Source organism: Labrys sp. Lb11 (genome assembly GCF_057554225.1).
This window is the reverse complement of the sequence record NZ_BAAJOT010000006.1, coordinates 58,369-79,101: the sequence shown is the minus strand read 5'-3', so window position 1 is coordinate 79,101 and position 20,733 is coordinate 58,369. Positions and strand designations below refer to the sequence as shown.

General features: G+C 70.2%; 18 protein-coding genes. 12 read left to right on the top strand and 6 right to left on the bottom strand.

The genetic code is table 11. The features are described 5' to 3' along the window. Positions 1-19: 19 nt before the first annotated feature. A complete protein-coding gene (locus tag AC27L4_RS22350) occupies positions 20-733 on the bottom strand; it encodes an enoyl-CoA hydratase/isomerase family protein (protein ID WP_487144582.1) in 714 nt (237 codons plus the stop codon). Positions 734-839: 106 nt separating this feature from the next. Between AC27L4_RS22350 and AC27L4_RS22345 the strand changes: the two genes are divergently transcribed. The 3 genes from AC27L4_RS22345 to pcaC are packed head-to-tail and all read left to right on the top strand — an operon-like array spanning position 840 to position 2,723. Beyond that, positions 840-1,622 carry an alpha/beta fold hydrolase gene (locus AC27L4_RS22345; RefSeq protein ID WP_487144581.1) on the top strand — a complete coding sequence of 261 codons (783 nt, stop codon included), beginning with the start codon at positions 840-842 and terminating at the stop codon, positions 1,620-1,622. Positions 1,623-1,625: 3 nt separating this feature from the next. Then, positions 1,626-2,321 (top strand): GntR family transcriptional regulator, encoded by a 696-nt coding sequence (locus AC27L4_RS22340; RefSeq protein ID WP_487144580.1) that lies wholly within the window; start codon positions 1,626-1,628, stop codon positions 2,319-2,321. Between the two features lie 18 nt (positions 2,322-2,339). Further along, positions 2,340-2,723: a 4-carboxymuconolactone decarboxylase gene (pcaC, locus tag AC27L4_RS22335; protein ID WP_487144579.1), complete on the top strand. Its 384-nt coding sequence runs from the start codon at positions 2,340-2,342 to the stop codon at positions 2,721-2,723. A gap of 136 nt (positions 2,724-2,859) precedes the next feature. Here the strand turns inward: pcaC and AC27L4_RS22330 are convergent, their stop codons facing one another. The 4 genes from AC27L4_RS22330 to AC27L4_RS22315 form a co-directional block, all read right to left on the bottom strand. Next, positions 2,860-3,792, bottom strand: a complete 933-nt coding sequence (locus AC27L4_RS22330) for a putative B6 ABC transporter permease subunit 1 (RefSeq protein WP_487144578.1) — start codon at positions 3,790-3,792, stop codon at positions 2,860-2,862. 10 nt (positions 3,793-3,802) lie between these two features. Beyond that, positions 3,803-4,894 carry a putative B6 ABC transporter permease subunit 2 gene (locus AC27L4_RS22325; RefSeq protein WP_487144577.1) on the bottom strand — a complete coding sequence of 364 codons (1,092 nt, stop codon included), beginning with the start codon at positions 4,892-4,894 and terminating at the stop codon, positions 3,803-3,805. After that, positions 4,891-6,474, bottom strand: a complete 1,584-nt coding sequence (locus AC27L4_RS22320) for a putative B6 ABC transporter ATP-binding protein (RefSeq protein ID WP_487144576.1) — start codon at positions 6,472-6,474, stop codon at positions 4,891-4,893. The genes AC27L4_RS22325 and AC27L4_RS22320 overlap by 4 nt, the downstream gene beginning before the upstream one ends. 339 nt (positions 6,475-6,813) lie before the next feature. Next, positions 6,814-7,851 (bottom strand): putative B6 ABC transporter substrate-binding protein, encoded by a 1,038-nt coding sequence (locus AC27L4_RS22315; RefSeq protein WP_487144575.1) that lies wholly within the window; start codon positions 7,849-7,851, stop codon positions 6,814-6,816. Between the two features lie 108 nt (positions 7,852-7,959). On the opposite strand from AC27L4_RS22315, the gene AC27L4_RS22310 reads away from it, so the two are divergent. From AC27L4_RS22310 to AC27L4_RS22285, 6 genes are all read left to right on the top strand, one after another. Then, on the top strand, positions 7,960-8,397 hold the full coding sequence (locus AC27L4_RS22310; RefSeq protein WP_487144574.1) for a hypothetical protein: 438 nt from the start codon (positions 7,960-7,962) through the stop codon (positions 8,395-8,397). A gap of 722 nt (positions 8,398-9,119) precedes the next feature. Further along, positions 9,120-10,607, top strand: coding sequence for a 4-hydroxyphenylacetate 3-hydroxylase N-terminal domain-containing protein (locus tag AC27L4_RS22305; RefSeq protein ID WP_487144573.1), 1,488 nt, complete (start codon positions 9,120-9,122; stop codon positions 10,605-10,607). A 117-nt stretch (positions 10,608-10,724) separates the two neighbouring features. Then, positions 10,725-11,147, top strand: coding sequence for a nuclear transport factor 2 family protein (locus AC27L4_RS22300; RefSeq protein ID WP_487144572.1), 423 nt, complete (start codon positions 10,725-10,727; stop codon positions 11,145-11,147). Continuing rightward, the gene (locus tag AC27L4_RS22295) at positions 11,144-12,592 is read left to right on the top strand and encodes an amidase (protein WP_487144571.1); all 1,449 of its coding nucleotides are present in this window, start codon (positions 11,144-11,146) and stop codon (positions 12,590-12,592) included. Before AC27L4_RS22300 ends, AC27L4_RS22295 begins: the two co-directional genes overlap by 4 nt. Continuing rightward, entirely contained in the window at positions 12,589-13,878 is a 1,290-nt protein-coding gene (locus tag AC27L4_RS22290) for an amidase (RefSeq protein ID WP_487144570.1), read from the top strand. Before AC27L4_RS22295 ends, AC27L4_RS22290 begins: the two co-directional genes overlap by 4 nt. A 25-nt stretch (positions 13,879-13,903) precedes the next feature. Continuing rightward, positions 13,904-14,947 (top strand): 2,5-dihydroxypyridine 5,6-dioxygenase NicX family protein, encoded by a 1,044-nt coding sequence (locus AC27L4_RS22285; RefSeq protein WP_487144569.1) that lies wholly within the window; start codon positions 13,904-13,906, stop codon positions 14,945-14,947. 229 nt (positions 14,948-15,176) lie between these two features. Here AC27L4_RS22285 and ppaT read toward each other — a convergent pair whose 3' ends face one another. Continuing rightward, positions 15,177-16,361: a pyridoxamine--pyruvate transaminase gene (gene ppaT, locus AC27L4_RS22280; RefSeq protein ID WP_487144568.1), complete on the bottom strand. Its 1,185-nt coding sequence runs from the start codon at positions 16,359-16,361 to the stop codon at positions 15,177-15,179. A 555-nt stretch (positions 16,362-16,916) separates the two neighbouring features. On the opposite strand from ppaT, the gene AC27L4_RS22275 reads away from it, so the two are divergent. From AC27L4_RS22275 to AC27L4_RS22265, 3 genes are all read left to right on the top strand, one after another. Further along, on the top strand, positions 16,917-17,648 hold the full coding sequence (locus tag AC27L4_RS22275; protein WP_487144567.1) for a FadR/GntR family transcriptional regulator: 732 nt from the start codon (positions 16,917-16,919) through the stop codon (positions 17,646-17,648). Positions 17,649-17,661: 13 nt separating this feature from the next. Further along, on the top strand, positions 17,662-19,206 hold the full coding sequence (locus AC27L4_RS22270) for a GMC family oxidoreductase (RefSeq protein WP_487144566.1): 1,545 nt from the start codon (positions 17,662-17,664) through the stop codon (positions 19,204-19,206). Between the two features lie 220 nt (positions 19,207-19,426). Then, positions 19,427-20,695 (top strand): calcium-binding protein, encoded by a 1,269-nt coding sequence (locus tag AC27L4_RS22265; RefSeq protein WP_487144565.1) that lies wholly within the window; start codon positions 19,427-19,429, stop codon positions 20,693-20,695. Positions 20,696-20,733: the final 38 nt, after the last annotated feature.

Here is a 20,733-nt window from a genome sequence, read left to right as displayed (position 1 = left end):
CCTTCGCCACAACGGTCCATCATGACCGGCCGGCACGGGCCGAGAGCGACAGGGCCATGGTGTTGACGCCGAACACGGCCATGTGGTCGTCGGTCATGCCCTCCATGCGGCGGCAGAAGCCGCGCAGCAACCGCACGGAATCGGCGTCCATGGCCGCGATCGAGGCCGCCAGCTCACGCGCCCGCGCCAGCGCCCCGCCGGGGGCGACGACCTCGTTGACGATCCCGAGGGCCTGCGCCTCCTCCGCGCCGAACTCGCGGCTGGTCAAAGCCAGTTCGAAGGCCTTCTTCGAGGGCACGAACCTGCCGAAATAGGACAGGACGATCAGCGGCGGCAGGCCGTGGCTCATCTCCGGCAGGGCGAAGCGGGCATCGCGCGCCGCCACGGTCAGGTCGCACTGGGTGGCGAAGCCGCAGCCGAAGCCGAAGGCGCGCCCCTCGACCGCGGCGATCACCGGCACGTCCAGGCCGTTGAGGCGGCGATTGACCTGCAGGATCAGGTCGAGGTCGTCGCGGATATCGCTCGCGGCCGTCAGGCCCTTGGCGCCGATGCGACCGCAGCAGAAGTCCGCCCCTTCGCCGGTGACGACGACGGCGCGCAGGCCGGCGCTCGCGGCGACGGAGTCGAGCACGCGCGCCAACGTCTGCAGGTCGGCGGAGCGGATGTGGTTGCCGTCCTCGGCCCGGGTGATCTCGATCACGGTGACGCCGGCCGCGTCGCTCTCAACCTTCATCATGGCTTTCCTCATGTACGACTGGCCCTTGCACGGGCGTTGCGGGGAATCTATCGTACGACATCAATATCGTCGTACTGTCATACATTATCGGAGAGATCGCGCCATGCCGACCATCGAAGTCCGCGGCGAAGCGCTGCACTACGAGCGCGCCGGCAACGGCCCGGCCGTGCTGCTGATCCACAGCCTCGGCACCGGATCCTGGCTCTGGCGCGAGCAGATCCGCCGCTGGTCGGCGGAGTTCGACGTGATCGCCGTCGATGCCCGAGGCCACGGCCGCTCCAGCGCCAACGGCGCGCCGACGGTGCCGGAGATCGCCGCCGACCTCGCCGCCGCGGTGGCGGCGCTCGGAGTGGCGCCGGTGCACGGCGTGGCCATCTCCATGGGAGGCCCGATCGCCGCGCATCTCGCGGGCCTCGCGCCCGACAGCATCGCCAGCCTGGTCATCGCCGACAGCTTCGCCAACCAGGGCGAGGCCGGCGCCAAGCGGGCCGAGGCGATCGCCGCCACCGTGCGGAGCGTCGGCATGGCCGAGTTTGCCCGGCGCTATGCGCAGGACACGCTGCTGCCCGAGACCCCCCGCCCCGCCTTCGACGCGCTGGTCGCCGGCATCGCCGGCATGGCGCCGGAGACCTACATCGCCTGTGCCACCTCGGTGTTCACCAGCGACGTGCGCGACCTGATGTCCGCCATCCGCGTGCCGGTGCGCGTCGTGGTCGGCGACCGCGACAACCGCACGCCTCCGGCCCTGTCCGAGACGATCGCCGCCCTGATCCCGCAATCGACCCTGCACACCATCGCGGGCGCGGCCCATCTCGCCAACCTCGACCAGCCCGATGGCTTCGAGGCGGCGGTGCTGCCGTTCCTGCGCACCCAGGCCGGCCGCTGAGCCATGGAGCGGGCGACCACCGCGCTCTCCGGCCTCGGCCTCGCGCCGCTGCGCAAGGAAGCGGCGCCGCTCCGCCGCAAGATCGCAGCGACGCTGCGCAGCCTGGTCGAGACCGGTGCGCTGCCGGCCGGCACGCGCCTGATCGAAAAGGAGCTCTGCGCCGAGCTCGGCGTCAGCCGCACCGCCCTGCGCGAGGCTCTGCGCCAGCTCGAGAGCGAGGGCCTGCTGATCGCCGGCGCCCGCGGCCTGACGGTCGGGAGCCTCACCGCGGCGCAGGCCCGGGACATCTATGCCGTGCGCGCCGCCCTGGAGGGCCTGGTCGCCGAACAATGCGCCGTCCGCGCCGATGCGCCCGCCCTGGCGCAGATCGAGGCGGCAGCCGAGAGCCTGCGCCGCGCCTATGCGGCCGGGCGGCTCGACCGCATCATCACCGCCAAGGCCGAGTTCTACGACTGCCTCTGCTCCGGCGCCGGCAATGCCGTGGTGCCGGAACTGCTGGCTCGGCTGAACTCGCGCATCAACCAGCTGCGCAGCCGCTCCCTCGGCAGTCCCGAGCGCACGTGCGCCTCCATGGCCGAGATCGACGCCCTCGTCGCGGCGCTGAGGGCCGGCGACGGCGCCGCGGCGCGTGCCGCAGCCGAACATCACGTCGAGATGGCGGCCCGCGCCGCCCTCGGACCCGCCGCCCCGGCGGCTTGAACCACACGGGAGAGACCGATGAGCAATGATCCGTACGAGGCCGGCCTGAAGATCAGGCGCGAGGTGGTCGGCAAGGACTATGTCGACCGGTCGCTCGCCGAGGCCGACGACTTCACCCGCCCGCTGCAGGAGCTCGTCACGCGCTACTGCTGGGGTGAGGTCTGGAGCCGGCCGGGGCTGGAGCGGCGCGAGCGTTCGATGATCAACCTGGCGATGATCGCGGCGCTCAACCGCCCGCACGAGCTGAAGCTGCATGTGCGCGGCGCCCTCAACAACGGCCTGAGCCGCGACGAGATCCGCGAGATCTTCCTGCAGGTCGCGATCTATTGCGGCGTTCCCGCCGCACTCGACAGCTTCCGCATCGCCCGCGAGGTGTTCAAGGAGGTCGACGCGGCGAAGTAGGCACCGGGACGGTTGCGCCGAGAGCGACGCGCCCGCCCTCTCCCGGTCGGGAGAGGGGGTTCGCGCATGCTTGACCGGCTGGGACGCTTCAAGGCGATGGCCCGGGTGCGCGTCCTCCCGCCGGCCGGGCACGCCGTCACCGTGCGCCGCGGACATAGGGCAGGCCCAGGGCGGCGGGCAGGCTGGCCCGGCGGCCGAACAGCACCAGCACCAGCGTCACCGCCGCGAAGGGCAGCATCTGGATGACGTCGGTGGGGATGTCGACGCCGGCCACCTGCAGCGCCGTCGTCATCGACAGGCAGGCGCCGAACAGGAGCGCGCCGCCGAGCACCCAGAGCGGGCGTCCGCGCGCCAGCATGGCCAGCACGATGCCGATGAAGCCGGCGCCGTTGGTCATGAACGGGATGAAGATGCCGGCGCCGATCTCGGCCATGAAGGCGCCGCCGAGGCCGGCCAGGGCGCCGGTCGTCAGCACGGCGACGGTCCGGGTGCGCACCACGTCGACGCCGGCCGAGTCGAGCGCAGCCGGCTTGTCGCCGGCCGCCTGCAGCGCGACGCCGAGATGGGTGAAGCGGTAGAGGAGACTCAGCACCGCCACCGCGGCCAGGGCGAGATAGACGATCGCCGGCCGGTCGAACAGCGCCGGCCCGATCACCGGGATCCGCGACAGCAGCGGGATCGGCAGGGTCTCGGCCGCCGCAAGGCGCGGATAGGTCTGGCTGAACTGCACATGGTGCAGCAGCGCGGTGATGCCCTCGACCCCGAGCGTCAGGGCGATGCCGATGACGATCTGATTGAGGCCGAGCCGGACGCAGAACAGCGCCATCAGCCCGGCCACCAGCATGCCGCCGGCCATGCCGCCGGCGAAGCCGAGCCAGAGCGAGCCGCTGTCATAGGCGATGAGGAAGCCGCAATAGGCGCCCATGAGCATCATGCCCTCGATGCCGACATTGAGCACCCCGGCCTTCTCCGACATCTGCTCGCCGAGCCCGGCCAGCAGCAGCGGCAGGCCAGCGGTGACCGCGCCGAGGACCAGGGAGGTGAGGAAGGCGTCCGTCAGCAGGCCCATGTGCCCTCCCTCACGGCTTGACCCGCTGGCGCCGGCGCTGGTCGAGATATTCGGCCAGGGCCAGCATGATCAGCAGGATGGCGACGATCGCCAGGGTGAAGAAGTTCGGCACGCCGAGGCGCCGCGCCGCGCTCTCGCCGCCGATCGAGAGCACCGAGAACAGGAAGACGAAGACGATGGCGGCGAAGCCGTTGAAGCGCGCCAGGAACACCAGCGGCACCACGGTGAGGCTGTAGGCGGGGTTCCAGTCGGCCCGGACATTGCCCTGCACGCCGAGGATCTCGACCGCCCCGGCCATGCCGGCCAGCGCCGCCGAGATGGCGAACACCGCCACCGTCAGGCGCGGCACGGCCAGGCCCGCATGCACGGCCGCGGCAGCGTTGGCGCCGACGACGCGCAGCCGCAGGCCGAAGGCGGTGCGGGTCATGACGAGGTGCACCACCACGACCGCGACCAGGCCGATCAGCACGCCGCTGGAGATGGTGGTGCCGAACAGGCGCGGCAGCCGGTCGTCCACCGGCAGGGTGCGGGTCTGCGGCACCGTCGTCGCCGGATCGCGGAAGGCGAGCTTGACCAGCACATTGGCGAAGGACACGCCGAGGAAGGTCATCATCAGCGTGGTGATGATCTCGTTGACGCCCTGGTAGGCGCGCAGCAGCGCCGGCAGCAGCGACCAGGCCGCGCCGACCGCGGCTCCGAGCGCCAGGCTCAACACCAGCACGAGCCAGGCCGGCACGACCTCGGCCAGGAGCGGCGCGGCGGCGGCGACCGTCACGGCCCCGAGCAGGAACTGGCCGTCCCCGCCGAGGTTCCAGACGCCGGAGCGGAAGGCGACGATCAGGCTGGCGGCGAGCAGCAGCAGAGGCGCCATGCGCGTCACCGTCGCCTGCAGGCCGGAGGGCGACATCAGGCCGCGCTGCACCACATAGCCGTAATAGGCGAGCGGATCGACGCCGAGCGCCAGCAGGATCGCACCGGCGAGAACCAGGGCCGCGACGATCGGGCCGACGGTCATGGCCAGCACGCGCAGGACGGCGGTGCCGCCGGACGTACGAGCCGGCGCCTGGTCGGCGCCGCGGGTCTCGGTGGTTTCCAGGCTCATGCCGCGACACCGCTCATCAGTTCGCCGACTCGCCGTCGGGCCTGCCCGTCATTGACGACGGTACCGACGATCCGGCCCCGCGACATCACCGCGATGCGGTCCGCCAGTTCCAGGAGTTCCTCCAGGTCGGTGGAGATCAGCAGGGTGGCGATGCCGCCCGCCGCCGCCTCGCGGATGCGCCGGCGCGTGGCGCGGATGTTCTGGACGTCGAGGCCGTAGGTCGGCTTGGCGAAGATCACCACCCGCGCCGCGCCCGAGAGCTCGCGGGCCAGCAGGGCCTTCTGGATGTTGCCGCCTGAGAGCTTGCCGATCGGCGTGTCGATGCCCGGCGTGCGCACGTCATAGGCGGTCACCAGCGCCCGGGCATGGGCGGCCAGAGCCGCGGGGCGTTCGATGCCGCGCGACCAGAACGGCGGCTCGCCGATCTCCTTGAGCACGAGATTGGTCGCGACCGGGAAAGCGCCGACAGTGCCCTCCCCGAGCCGGTCGTCGGTGACGTAGCGCAGCCCAGCCGCCCGGCGGCCGCCGACATCCAGCATCTCGATCGGCCGGCCGCCGAGACGGATATGGCCGGCCGCGATCCGCCGCTGGCCGGCGAGCGCCTCGGCGAGCTGCTTCTGGCCGTTGCCGTCGATGCCGGCGACGCCGAGGATCTCGCCGGCGGCCACCGCCAGGCCGATGCCGACGAGCGGTGTCGCCGGATCCTCGACCGCAAGGCCTTCGACCTCGAGCAGCGGCGGCGCCTGCGTCCGCCGGTGCGCACCGCCGGTCATGGCTTCGCCGACGACCGCGTCGACCGGCGCCCCCGCACCGAACATCAGCCGCACAACCTCGGCCGTCGCCTCGCCGGCACCCATGGCCTTCAGGCGCTGCGGCTCGATCTCGCCGACCTTGCGGCCGAGGCGGAGCACGGTGATCCGGTCGCCATAGGCCAGCGCCTCGTTGAGCTTGTGGGTGATGAAGACGACGGCAAGGCCCCGGGCGACCAGCCGGCGCATCAGTTCGCCGAGTTCCTCCGCCCCCTTCGGGGTCAGCATGGCGGTGGCCTCGTCGAGGATCAGCACGCGGCTGCCGCGCATCAGCGCCCGGGCGATCTCCACCTGCTGCTGCTCGCCGAGCGACAGATGGCCGGTGACGGCGAAGGGGTCGACCGTGATGCCGACGGTCCGGCAGACCTCGCGCATGCGCCGGGCCAGCCCGGCCCGATCGGGCCGGCGCCACCACGGGCCGCCGAGCGTCAGGTTGTCGACCACCGGCAGGGACGGCACGAGCATCGCGTGCTGGAACACGGTGCCGATGCCGAGATCGAGGGCGCGGCGCGGCGACGTGATCGCCTGCGTCCGGCCGTCGACCCGGATCTCGCCGGCATCCGGCTGCTGCAGGCCGGAAAGCATGGCCACCAACGTCGACTTGCCGGCTCCGTTCTCGCCCAGCAGCACATGCACCTCGCCGGGCATGAGGTCGAGGCTGACGTCGTCGTTGGCGACCACGCCGGGAAAGCGCTTGGTCACGCCGGCCAGGGAGACCAGCGGCGCGGCGCCGCCGGACGGGCCGGCATGGGGATCGTCGGGTCGCAGCATGTCGAGGTCGGGTCTCTGTAGTGAAACGCCGGCGCTGGCCGGCGGTATGAGAAAGAGGGCTGTTCGCAGCCGACAGCTTCAGGCGCGACGCCGGCCGATCCCCTCCCCCGAGCAAGTCGGGCATGTCCGCCTTGCCTTCCAAGGTGTCGATCTCGGGAGCAGCCGAGGTGGGCGGGGAGGGGCAAGGAGGTGGGGGCGGCGGCGTAGGGCTCGTCCTATTGCTGCACGACCCCGCCCTTTATCCCTCCCTGCCCACCTCGGGTGTTCCCGAGATGGGCGGACAAGGGAGGCAAGTCGGAACCGCGGCGTCCCGCACGGCCGCAAGCTGCCGGCGCCGCCTCACTGGGCCGTGGGCAGCTGCGTCACCAGCTTGTGCACGGCCGCCGCCTCGAATTGCGGCTCGACCTTGATCTTGCCGCCGACGATATCGTCGCGGATGGCGCCGATCTGCTTCCAGACATCGTCGGGAATATGGCTGGTCTTGAGCAGGGACACCGAGTCGTCCGACAGCTTGATGCCGTAGCTGTGCGTGCCGAACTTGTCGGCCTTCAGGTCGTCGATCATCGCGCTGAACACCGGCGTCAGGTTCCACACGACGGAGCTGAGCAGGTTGCCCTTGTCGAGGCTCGACTTGTCGCCGATGACGTCGATGAAATAGACCTTGCCGCCGTCGGTCGCCTTGGTCGTCTCCACCGCCTGCAACATGCCGAAGCTGGAGCCGTTGCCCTGGCCGAAGATGATGTCGGCACCGGCCGCGATCACCGATTCCGTCACGCGCTTGCCGCCGGCCGCGTCGCTGTAGGCCGCCGGCCCGATCACGGCGTAGCGGATGGTGACGCTCGGCTTCTCGGCCTTGACGCCCTCGGCGAAGGCGGCGGACTGGGAGTTCCAGCCCGGCGGCTCGCCCGAGACGACGATGCCGACCGTGCCGGTGCGCGTCATCTTGGCGGCGAGGCGGCCGGCGAGATAGGCGCCCTCATGGCCGCTCATGGTGTAGTCGGCGACGGCGCCGGGCTTGGCCGCGGTCGGCATGTCGGTGATGGCCACCGGCACCTTGGTCTCGGCGCCGATCTCGGGCGCCGCGGTGTTGTAGCCGCTGGCATGGGCGATGATCAGGCCGGCTCCCCCCTCGGCCAGTTCGCGCAGCGTCGGGCGCACGTCGCCATAGCCCAGGTTCTCCGCCACCACGGCCTTGATGCCGGCCTTCTCCGCCGCCGCCTTGGCCGCAGCGATGCCCTGCTGGTTCCAGCCGAAGTCCGTTCCCTGTTCCGGAGTCAGGATGGCAATGGAGTTGACATCCGCAGCATAGGACGTCGCGGAAAATACAACCGACAGCGCCAACGCGGCCAGACCTAGACGTACGCGCCCGACATTCATGCTTCGCTCTCCTCTCATCGTGATCGATCTGTTCTGCTTCTTGCTTTATGATTGCAGTTGATGGTAGTGCGTTATTTTATGCTCGCAAGGATTATATTTGGAGATCGTATGCCAACTCGCTTCACCGTCGCTCTCGCCGTCCTTGCCGGCCTCGTCCTGGGCGCCTCCCCCCTTGCCGCTGAGGAAATACCGGTGGTGGCGCGGGGCACGGACGGGCTGACGCGTGTCCCGTTCACGGCCGCCAACGCCGGCGCGGAGGCCATCGCCTGCTCGGCCGCGACGGCGCACTGGTTCTCCGTCGATCTCGGCATGGCGTCCCCCGGCGCCAGCGTGCGCGCAACGCTATGGGCCTCCGCGGCAAGCGGAGAAATCTTCGTGCTGAACGACAAGCAGGACCGCATGCCGCTGCTCAACCTGTGGTGCGGCCTGGCGGGACGGACCTGGGCCACGCGCAGCACCGTGCGCCTCGAGCGTATGGCCGGCACCGCGCCCGAGGCGATCGCCCTGTCCTGCAACGACGCCGTCGGCACGCTGGTCTGCCACTGAGGAGACGCGGACGACCCTGTCGTGCGAGGATGCAAGCCCGCAGCCGCCCGGCGGGGGAACCGGCATCCCGAGACGAGCCCGTTGCGGCACCTGTCCTGCATGACCCTCACCGTCCGGTCGCGGCGGCACCGAATTGGAAGGCCCGCCCGGCCTCTGCAACCACTCAACCATAAGCCCTTTTATTGGTCAATCGACCGGCCGGCCGCGCCGAAGCACCCCTCCGGACCGAGAAACCGACGAGTGACCGCTCGGCATGCGGACAAGTCCCCGACCGCAAACTATTTCAACCCAAAACAATCGAGCCCCCTTACATCTTTGACGTGATCCAAGAAATAAATCGCGAAATTCACCACACCATTTCCAGTCATAATTTTTGATTTATCCATTTTATACAGAAAAAATATCATATTAAATGACAATAATAAATGTCATCATCCAATATTGGCAGTTTTTCCATCCATAATCCTCGAATTTCTCTCGGAAATCGCACCGAAATCCGGAAACTTCGGAGTCACCCCCTTCGCTGCGGTCTCCGCCCCCGGCTGACCCAAATCCATCAAAAAATCCGCCCAACCGCTCTTGACCATTTTTCCGATTGAATGGTTGTATGGCGTCCAACGAGATCGGTCCGTCGACGGCCGGCCGACCAACATCCAGCAGGGCCGTCGCCTCCGCCGCATGCCGGCCGCCGGCGCCCTGGCAGAGCCGAGGGAGAGGTCATCATGGAAGCGGGAGCGCGCAAGCCGCGATCGGCGGTCGAATCCAGGCTGAAGACCGGCGCCGAATTCAAGGCTTCGCTCGACGACGGCCGCCGCATCTGGGTCAACGGCCGCAAGCTCGACAAGGTCACCGACGACCCGGCCCTCAGCGCTGGCATCGACCTGCTCGCCTCCATGTTCGACGACCAGTTCACCGAGGAATTCGCCGACGCCACCACCTATGAGGACCCGGACACCGGGGCCGTGGTCTCCCGATCCTGGCAAATACCGCGCACGATCCAGGATCTGGAAGACCGGCGCAAGATGATCGAGTATACCAGCCTGAAGACCGCCGGAACCTTCGGCCGCCCGCCGGATCTGGCACCGGCGATCGCGGTGGGCCTGCTCGCCTATCTGCCGACCTTCAAGGCCAAGAAATCGCTGATCGAGGGCTGCTCGCCCGATTTCGGCGAGAACATCGAGCGCTACATCGCCTTCGGCCGCGACAACAACCTCACCGCCTCCGAAAGCCTGACCGGCCCGCAGAACGACCGCTCCTCGCCCAAGGGCGTGGAAGCCTCGCTGCTGCGCGTCAAGAGCGCCGAGAAGGGCGGCATCCGCGTCTCCGGCGCCAAGACCGTCGGCTCGATCTCGGCGCAGGCCAACGAGATCTTCTTCACCAATCTCGGCGGCATCCGCGACACGCCGGCCGAGGCCTGCATCTGGGCCTCGGTGCCGATCAACGCCGACGGCATCACCATGATCTCGCGCGAGACGGTGTCGCATCCCGGCGCCGACCCGTTCGACCATCCGGTGGCGAGCCTGGGCGAGGAAGCCGACCAGCTCATCATCTTCGACAATGTGTTCGTGCCGACGGACCGGATCTTCAATCTCGGCGATCCGACCGCGATGCAGTATTACGGGCCGGTCTGCACCTTTGCCCATTGGCACGTGCTGACGCGCCTGGCGGTGAAGGCGGAGCTGTTCGTCGGCGCCGGCCAGCTCGTGCTCGACGTGCTCGGCACCGGCCATATCCCGGCGGTGCAGGGCATGCTCGGCGAGATCATCGAGTATGCCCAGACGCTGCGCGCGTTCGTCTACGCCGCCGAAGCCAAGGCCAGGCCGACCGAGGGCGAGGTGATGGCGCCGGACGTCGGCATGCTCACGGCCGGCCGGCTCTACTCGATCCAGCACTATCCGCGCATCATCCACACGCTGCAGGAACTGTGCGGCCAGGGCCTGGTGATGCGCTTCGGCAAGGCGGCGTTCGAGAACCCGGAGATCGGCCACTACCTCAACGACCTGCTGCCGGGCAAGGGCGTCAGCGCCATGGCCAAGGAACAGCTGATGAACTTCGTCTGGGACATGACCACCGGCTCGCTCGCCGGCCGTGTCGCCCTGTTCGAGAACGTCAACGCCAGCCCGGCGCCGCGCCTGCGCGAGCGCCTCTACAACGAGGTCAAGCGCGACGCCTATGTCGCGCAGGTCAGGAAGCTGGCCGGCATGGCATGAGGACCAGGCCGGCTCGAGCCGGGCCGGCCTGTCTGGAGTGATCGAGATCCCGCGGCCTTCCCGCCCGCTCCCCGAGGCCGGCCGGCAGGCCCGCTCCTGTTGCGACCGGAAACGATCATGGCGGACGACCCGATCGGCGCTTTCTACCGCGCCTACAACGCCCACGATGCCGCGGCTGCCGCTGAGTTGCACGCCGTCGACGGCTGGTTGGAGGAGACGGCCACCGGCCGGCGCCGCGAGGGCCGCGCCGCGCTGCGCGAGGGGCTGCAGCGCCTCTTCGCCATGCTGCCCGACGTGACCTGGGTCGAGCGCGAGCGCATCCGCTCCGGCAGCAGCGTGGCGGTGACCTACACCATGTGGGGGCACCTTGCCGTCGATCTCGGCCCCGTCCACGGCGTCGGCCAGCCGATCGTCCTGTCCGGCCTGCACGTCTTCGAGCTCGCCGACGGCACGATTGCCGGCTTGCGCGACTATTGGGACGCCGTGGAGTTCCGGCGCCAGGCCGGCCGGGCCGCGTCCGGCGCGGGGGCGGCGGCGTGAGCGGCCTCGCCGGCACGGAGCGCCTCGACGCCACCGGGCTCGCCGCCCTGGTGCGCCGCGGCGAGGTGACGGCGCTGGAACTGCTGGAAGACGCCGTGGAGCGTATCGAGGCGCTGAACCCCGGCCTCAACGCCGTGGTCCATCCCTTCTTCGACCTCGGTCGCCAGGCCATCGCCGCGGGCCTGCCGGACGGCCCGTTCCGCGGCGTGCCCTTCCTGGTCAAGAACACCGGCTTCGAGGTGGCGGGCACGCCGCTCTCCACCGGCTCGCGCCTGTTCGAGGGGACGGTCTCGACGGCCGACGGCACGCTGGCTGCGCGCTACAAGGCGGCTGGGCTGGTGCTGATCGGCAAGAGCAACACGCCGGAATTCGCCCTGAGCTTCACCACCGAACCCGAGGCCTTCGGCCCGTCCCGCAACCCCTGGGACCTCGGCCGCAGCCCCGGCGGCTCCTCCGGCGGTTCGGCCGCGGCGGTCGCCGCCGGCCTCGTGCCCCTCGCCAACGCGTCCGACGGCGCCGGCTCCACCCGCCTGCCCGCCGCCCATTGCGGCCTGTTCGGCTTCAAGCCGAGCCGGATGCGCAACCCGCTCGGCCCGGTGGTGGTGGAGGCGATCGCCGGCATGTCGACACCGCACTGCGTCAGCTGGAGCGTGCGCGACAGTGCCGCCCTGCTCGACGCCTCGGCCGGACCGGATCAGGGCGACCCCGCCGCCGCCCCGCCGCCGGAACACCCCTTCGTCTCCGAGCTCAACCGCGACCCGCCGCGGCTGTGCATCGGCCTCACCCTGCGCTCGCCGCTCGGCACGCCGGTCGATGCGCAATGCCTGGCCACGGCCCGCGCCGCGGCCAGGCTGTGCGAAGAGTTCGGCCACCATGTCGAGGAGACGGATGCCGGCTACGACGCGCAGGCGCTGAAGGAGGCCTGGCGCGTGATCGTCGGCGTCAACCTCGTGCCGGCCGTCGCGGCGCAGGGTGCGCGCCGCGGCATCGCCGACCCGCTGGCCCTGCTCGAGCCGGTCAACGCCGCCTGGATCGAGGAGGCCCGGCAAAGGACGGGCGCCGACTATCTCAAGGCCGTCAACCAGCTGCACGCCACCGCCCGGGCGCTCGGGCGCTTCTTCGCCCGCTACGACGTGCTGCTGTCGCCGACGACCGCCGAGCTGGCGCCGCCGATCGGCCGCATGGCCGGCGCCGGCCAGTCGCTCGACGCCTTCTACGACCAGTTCTGGCAGCATGGTCCCTTCACCTGCGCCTTCAACGCCGCCGGCTGCCCGGCGATGAGCGTGCCGCTCGGCGTCTCGGCCGAGGGCCTGCCGATCGGCGCGCATTTCGGCGCGGCCTTCGGCCGGGAGGGACTGCTCTTCGCCCTGGCCGGCCAGCTCGAACGGGCCGCCCCCTGGTTCGACCGCCGTCCCCCTCCCCTTGCCGCGAGAGCCGCACCATGAGCCAGTCCGCCGCCATGCCGGGCGTCCGCCGGATCGTCGCCGGCGTCCAGGCCGGCACGATGACTGCGGAAGACGCCGTGCGGGCCTGTCTCGCCCGCATCGCCGAGCGTGAGGAGGCGGTGCAGGCCTGGATTGCCCTCGATGCCGATCTCGCCCTGGCGCAGGCGCGCGAGGCCGACCGGGCCGGCCGGCGCGGGCCGCTGGCCGGCGTGCCGATCGGCGTCAAGGACGTGATCGACACCGTCGACCGGCCGACCGGCTACGGCTCGGCCGTCTATGACGGCTTCCGGCCGGCCTGGGATGCCTCCTGCGTCACCCTGTCCAGGCAGGCCGGTGCCGTGGTGCTGGGCAAGACGGTGTCGACCGAATTCGCCATGTCGAGCCCGGGCAAGACCCGCAACCCCGTCGATCCCGGCCACACGCCGGGCGGCTCGTCCAGCGGCTCCTGCGCCGCGGTGGCGGCCGGCATGGTGCCGCTGGCCTTCGGCACCCAGACCGCCGGCTCGATCGTGCGGCCGGCCGCCTATTGCGGCGTGGTCGGCTACAAGCCGAGCTTCGGCATGCTCGACCGCACCGGCGTGAAGGCGCTGTCCGGCAGCCTCGACACGCTCGGCGTGATCACCCGCGACGTGCGCGACGCCGCCTACGCCGTGGCCGTCCTGGCGCAGCGCCCGGCGCTGATGGTGCCGGACGCCTTCACGGTGCCGCGCATCGGCCTGTTCCGCACCTCGCGCTGGGCGCTGGCGGAGGAGGCGACGCGCGGGGCGCTCGACCGCGCCGTCGCCGCCCTCGCCGAGCGCGGCGTGCCCGTGCGGGACGTGGCCGTGCCCGACTGGTTCGACGAGCTCTTCGCCATGCAGGATGCGGTGATGGGCTGGGAGGTCGGGCACACGCTCGCCCACGAGCGGCTGGTGCTGCGCGAGCGCCTGACGCCGACCACCCGCGCCTTCCTCGCCGAGAAGGAGCGTGCGACCCAGGCCGGGCACGATGCCGCCCTTGCCGCCCTGCCACAGTTCCAGCTGCGCTTCCACGAGGTGTTCGGCGACCTCGACGCGGTGCTGACGCCGGCCGCGCCGGGCGAGGCGCCGGCCGGCCTCGGCTCCACCGGCAACCCGGTGTTCAACACGGCCTGGACGCTGCTGCACGGCCCTTGCGTCGCGGTGCCGGCCGGGCTCGGCCCCGGCGGCCTGCCGGTGGGCGTGCAGGTCGTGGGCCGGATCGGCGACGATGCCCGGCTGCTCGCCGCCGCCGCCTTCGTCGAGGACGCGCTGGCGGCATCGGTCTGAATGCGATTGGGGAAGGAGATGCGGGATGGCGATCAGTGACCTGGCGCTCGTCGAGGCCTGGAAGGACGTGCTGACCCTGTCGAAGCTGACGGCGGGCGAGCAGGTCTCGCTGCTGGTCAGCGACGACAGCAATCCGCAACTGGTCTCGACGGCCCGCATCGCCGTCGGCCAGCTCGGCGGCATCCTCACCATCCTGACCCTGCCGCCGCTGAACGGCGACGTGGCGCTCAGCCGCGACAAGTCGGGCTATGTCGGCCACACCGCCCTGAAGGGCAACCGCCCGGCGCTGGAGGCGATGAAGCACAGCGACCTCGTCATCGACACGATGATGCTCCTGTTCTCGCCGGAGCAGGAGGAGATCCTGAAGACCGGCGCGCGCATGCTGCTGGCGTGCGAGCCGCCGGAGGTGATGCTGCGGATGAAGCCGACGCCCGAGGACGCCCGGCGCGCCACGGCGGCGGCGGAGCGGCTCGCCCGCGCCCGCACGCTCACCGTCACCTCCAAGGCCGGCACGGAGTTCCGCTGCGCGGTCGGCCAGTATCCGGTGCTGAAGCAGCAGGGTTTCGTCGACAGGCCCGGCGGCTGGGACCATTGGCCGAGCTGCTTCGTCGCCACCTGGCCGGACGAGGGCAGCTGCGAGGGCAGGATCGTCGTCGACACCGGCGACATCCTGCTGCCGTTCAAGCGCTACGCCCGCGACCCGATCACGCTCACCATCGAGAGGGGCTTCATCCGCCGGATCGAGGGCGGCTTCGAGGCCGAATACCTCAAGAGCTACATGGACAGCTTCGACGATCCCGACGCCTTCGCCATGGCCCATGTCGGCTGGGGCCTGCACAAGCGCGCCCACTGGACCACGCTCGGCCTTTACGATCCCGAGGCGGGCCTGAGCATGGATGCGCGCTCCTTCGCCGGCAATTTCCTGTTCTCCAGCGGCCCCAACACCGAGGCCGGCGGGACGCGCAACACCCCCTGCCACATGGACATCCCGCTGCGCGCCTGCTCGCTGTCGCTCGACGGCGAGCCGATGACCGTCGAGGGCAGGCTGGCGCAACCGGATCAGATGTAGGCAAGAAAGTGCGCAGATCCCATCTCCCGATCGGGAGACGGGCGGGGGCGAGGGAATAAATGTCTCAGCGAGAGGGCGGCACCTTCGGGTATCACCCCCATCGAGACGGATTCACCCGCGAGCGACTACACCATCGCTCCTGTCCTTTCAGCAGACAGCCCCTTTTCAGCACCATCTAGACCCTCACCCCCGCCTCTCTCCCGTAAGGAGAGAAGGGTTTCGTCGCGATTCACCCCACCGCTGCGTCGATCACCGCCATCGCGGCGGCGGCGGCGGCGCCCACGTCGACCCGGTGACCTTGCGCAGCGAGCGCACCGCCGAGGGCCATCACCGCCACGGGGGCATAGATCGGCTGCGCGGTCGGCCCCATATGGCCGATGCGCGTCAGACGGCCGAGCGTCTCGCCGCGGCCGGAGGAGAACACCACGCCGTAGCGCTCGCGCGCCGCGGCCCGCACCGCGGCCTCGTCAGCCCCTTCGGGCATGCGCACGGCCGTCGCGGTCGGCGAGGCGATCGCCTCGCGCGCGGCCCAGAGCGACAGGCCCATGGCCTTGACGCCGGCTCGGCAGGCGGCGGCGGTCAGCGCGTGGCGCGCCCAGACCTGCTCCGGCCCTTCCGCGAGATAGAGGTCGAGCGCCGCCTCCAGCCCGTTGACCTCGGCCACCGACGGCGTGAACGGGAACGGCGCGTCGTGCCGCCAGGCGTTCTCCCAGTCGAGGATGCTCAGCATCGAGGCGCGCGGGGCGTCGGGGTTCGCCTTCATCCGGGCCCAGGCCCGGTCGCTGACGCCGAGGATCGACAGCGAGGGCGGGCAGCCCAGGCACTTGTTCGGGCCGGTGACGAAGAGATCGGCCCGGCAGCCCTCGGGATCGACGTCCATGCCGCCGAACGAGGAGACCGCGTCGACGATCAGCAGCGCGCCGTGCGCCGCCACGACGGCGCCGATCTCGTTGATCGGATTGAGCGTGCCGGACGGCGTGTCGTGATGGCAGACCGCCACCACCGCGATCTCCGGCCGCGCCTTCAGCGCCGCCTCGACCGCGGCCGGATCGATCGCCTCGTCATAGGGCACCTCGACCTCGACCAGTTCGGCGCAATAGCGTCTGGCCCAATAGCCGAAGCCCTTGCCGTAGACGCCTGAAACCAGGTTGAGCACCACGTCGCCGCGCCGGATCAGCGAGGCGGCGGCCGCTTCCAGCGCCAGCACCGGCTCGCCGTGCATCAGGAGCGGCACGGTGCTGGTGCGCAGGGCGCGGCGCAGCTTGTCCGCCACCACGCGCTCATAGGTCGCCTGGAATGCCGGATCATAGTCGTAGAGCACGGAGCGCGACAGCCCCCGCAGCACGGCCGGATAGGCGTCGACCGGCCCCGTCGTCAGGGTGAACACCGGATCCTGCTTGGATGAGTACGACATGGGCTCTCCCACGATGCCATGGCGGAGGTCGAAACCGGCGACCGGCCGGCCGGAAACAGACTAGACAACAAACCAATTGCAAACAATGGTTCCATCATATGGTTGAAAAATACATCCGGGCAGCGGTGGATCGACGCTCAGCGCCTCGGTTTTCCAGCCGACCCGTCCCAGCGACTTCCAGCGCGATTTTCGACGAATTCATGGAATTATCCCTCGAAACATCTCGAAAACTCGCCAAATCTCTCATTTTCCCGTCAATGCTCGCCAGGAAAAAGCCCGAACGGCCTTCGCAAAAAACTGTCGCGGACCAGTCGCAACCAATGTTGTCAGGCAGTGGATCTTTTTGTACTCTTTCCCTGGAGGCGGACGGCTGCGGCCGGGCGATCTCCCGCCCTTTCCCGGAGTGAATGGTTGCCTGCCGCCACCTCGTCCGGGCCGAGGCGGTCGGAGTGGGCGGGAAGGGCGACGACACGCGTTGTCCACATGCTTTGTGTTGTGGTTCCAACACAATGGCCGGAGGCCGGGCGCAGGAACCACGGCACATGGAGGATCGGAGTGGTTTCGATCGACGGCCCGAAGAAGAAGCGGGGAAAAGCCAGGACGTCTCAAGCAGCGCCGGCGACGGACAGGCCGGACACGCTGCAGTCGATCATCGGCGCCATCCGCGAGATCATTGCCGAGACCGGCTCGATGCCACCGGAACGGACCGTGGCCGAGCGCCTGAGCGTCAAGCGCCACATGCTGCGCCGGGCCCTGGAGACGCTGCGAGCCACCGGCGAGCTCGAACCCGCCCGAGCCGGCCGGCGCGCCGCCACGGCGGTCCAGCAGGGCGGCAACCTGGTCAAGTCCACCAACCCGCTCGAGGTCATGGAACTGCGCATGGTGCTGGAGCCGGCCCTGGCGCGGCTGGCGGCGCTGCGCGCCTCTCCCGCCGAGATCGAGCGCATCGAGCGCGCCGCCACCACCCCGCCCGGCGCCAGCCCGAGCGCCGCCGACCTCGTCTTCCACAAGGCCGTGGCCGTGGGTTCGCGCAACATCCTCGCCTCGGAACTCTATGTGCTGCTGCACCAGGTGGCGACGGACGGGCGGCTGCGCTTCACCGACAGCGACAATGACAGCGCCACCACGGCTGCGCGTATCCGCGACCGCGACAGGGAGCACCAGGCCATTGCCGAGGCCATCGCCGCCCGTGATCCGGAAGCGGCGGAACGGGCGATGTGGGAGCATCTTGCCGTGACCCAGCGCAAGATCATGAGCCGGATCGCCCCCGGCCTCGACGCGGCCTGAACGGCGGGGAGGCATGGGCATGGCCTCCTTCGACGTCCTGATCGTCGGCGCCGGCTCGGCCGGTTCGGTCCTGGCCGCGCGCCTCTCGGCCGACCCGGCGCTGCGCGTCGGCCTGATCGAGGCCGGCGGCATGCCGGACGATCCGGATATCGCCGTGCCGCAGCAATGGCCGTTCCTGCAAGGGCGCGCCTTCGACTGGGCCTATCGCACCACGCCGCAGCCCGGCACGGCCGGCCGCAGTCACGCCTGGCCGCGCGGCCGCATCGTCGGCGGTTCGAGCTGCCTGCACGCCATGGCGCATGTGCGCGGCCATCCCGACGATTTCGAGCCCTGGGCGGCGGCGACCGGCTCGCGGCTCTGGTCCTATGACGGGCTGCTGCCGGCCTTCCGCCGCAGCGAGAGCTTTTCCGGCGGCGCCGGCGACCTGCACGGCGGCGACGGACCGCTGCCGGTCCTCCTGCCGGACGCCGATCTCAGCCCGCTGGTGCGCAGCTACATGGAGGCGGGGCTGGCGCTCGGCGTGCCGCGGGTCGGCGAGCACAATGGCCGCGGGCTCAAGGGCGTCGCCGCCAACTCCCTGACCATCCGCGACGGCCGCCGGGTCAGCGCCGCCGACGCCTACCTCCTGCCGGTGCTCGGTCGGCCCAACCTGACTCTGATCACCGGCGCTCCGGTCGAGCGCCTGGACTTCCAGGGCAGCCGCGCCACCGGCGTCACGATCCGGCGCGAGGGCGGAGCCGAGACGATCGCGGCCGACGCGGTGCTGCTCTGCGCCGGCGCCGTCGCCTCCCCTCTCCTGCTGATGCGCTCGGGCATCGGCGCGCCGGCCGCGCTGGCGCGGGCCGGCGTCGCCTGCCGGCTGGCCCTGCCGCAGGTCGGCGAGAACCTGCACGACCATCTGCTGGCCGCCGGCAACCTCTACCGCGCCCGCCGGCCGGTGCCGCCCTCGCGCCTGCAGCATTCGGAATCGCTGATGTATCTCGACGCCTCGGATCCGACCCGGGCCGAAGGCGCGCCCGACATCGTGCTCGCCTGCGTCGTCGCCCCGTCCGTCTCCGAGTGCTTTTCGGCGCCGCCGCCGGGCGAGGCCTACACCATCCTGTGCGGCGTCACCCATCCGACCAGCCGCGGCCGCCTCGCCATCACCGGCCCGAACGCCGGCGACCCGCCGCTCATCGACCCGGCCTATCTGTCGACCGGGCATGACCGGCGCCTGCTCGTGCAGGCCCTGCGCCTCGCCCGCGAGGTCGGCCACGGCGCCGCGCTGGCGCCCTGGCGGGAGGCGGAGCTCCTGCCCGGCCCGGCGGCAGCGACCGAAGCCGCCTGCCGGGACTTCCTCGCCCGCGCCGTCATCACCCACCACCATCCCGTGGGCACCTGCCGGATGGGCGCCGATGCCGACGCGGTGGTCGACGCCGGCCTGAAGCTCGCCGGCCTCGACAATGTCCATGTGGTCGACGCCTCGGTCATGCCGGCCATCCCGTCCGGCCCGGTGCACGCAGCCGTGCTCGCCATTGCCGAGACCTTCGCCGCGACGGGGCCGTTCACCGCGGCCTGATTCGAATCCCACACGGGAATTATCGATAATGCCGCTAAGTAATAGTGGCAGATCGAAGGCACCTTATATCGAAAGATTCCGCTCCGGCTGCCGGCTTTGCCTTTTTTGGCATGGACACCCCCTGCGCCCCGGACGTAACCTTACGTTCTCTCCCGGATGTTTCGACATGACGGGAACGTTCAAAAGGCATAGCCCCGCTGCATGAAACAAGAGGAACGCCATGGCCACGAGCACGATGTACTTCCCGGGCAACGTCTATCCGCAGGGCTATGATCCAGCCATCGATGGATACGACTACAATCCGTCCCTCGGCGAGTTGCTCGACCTGAACGGCGCCGTGGTCACCGGCAAGACTTCGACCGTCCAGACGCTGGCCCTGCAGAACGGCCTGGTGGTCAAGTTCATCGGCACAGGTTTCACGTATGATCCCGACGGGTCCGTGACCGGCGGCACGCTCACCCAGGTCAAGCTCTATCTGCACAACGGCACCACGGCGCAGCAGACCCTGACCGGCCTCAACGTCTCGTTCGAGGACTTTCACCAGGCCGCCGGCACCTTCGGCCCGTGGGCTCTGAACCGCTGGCTGATGAACGGCAACGACATCGTCAACGGCTCGGCCGGCGACGACGACCTGTACGGGCATGCCGGGAACGACACGCTGAACGGCGGAGCCGGCGACGATTATCTGGTGGGCGGCGCCGGCAAGGACACCTATGACGGCGGCGCCGGCCTGTTCGACCAGCTCAGCTTCGACGACGCCTATAACGACCCCACGGCGCTGCACGGCATCACCCTGAATGCGACGACGAAGACGGTGACCGACCCCTGGGGCAATGCCGAGACCTTCAAGAACATCGAGGAGTTCCGCGGCACCCAGTTCGCCGACAGCTTCACCGGCTCGGCGCTCGCCGACACCTTCATGGGCCTGGGCGGGCGCGACGTGATCAACGGCGGCGCCGGCTCCGACACGGTCCGCTACGACCGCGACGACAGGCACGGCGGCACGGCCGGCGTCACCGTCGACCTCACGGCCGGCTACGCCATCGACGGCTTCGGCAAGCGCGACACCCTGACCAGCATCGAGAACGTCCGCGCCACCAAGGCTGCCGACACCATCATCGGCAACGCCGCGGCCAACCAGATCATCGGCGGCGGCGGCGCCGACACGCTCACCGGCAAGGCCGGCGCCGATACGTTCGTGTTCCGCAACAACGGCGAGTTCGGCGCCACCATCACCGACTTCGTCTCCGGCACCGACCACATCGACCTGTGGGGCGGGGTGTCGTTCTCCGGGGCGACGCTCCAGCTCTACAACGGCACGACGATCGGCTCCCAGACCACCTCGACCGCAGCGGCCCTGTTCTTCAACACCGCCAACGACACGCTCTACTACGACAGCAACGGCAAGAATGCCGGCGGCCAGACGGTGATCGCCCACCTCACCGGCGTCGCGGCGCTGACCCATGATGACATCTGGGGCATCGGCTGATGCCCCAGCGAGCCCCTCGACCCCGGGGCGGTTCGCCG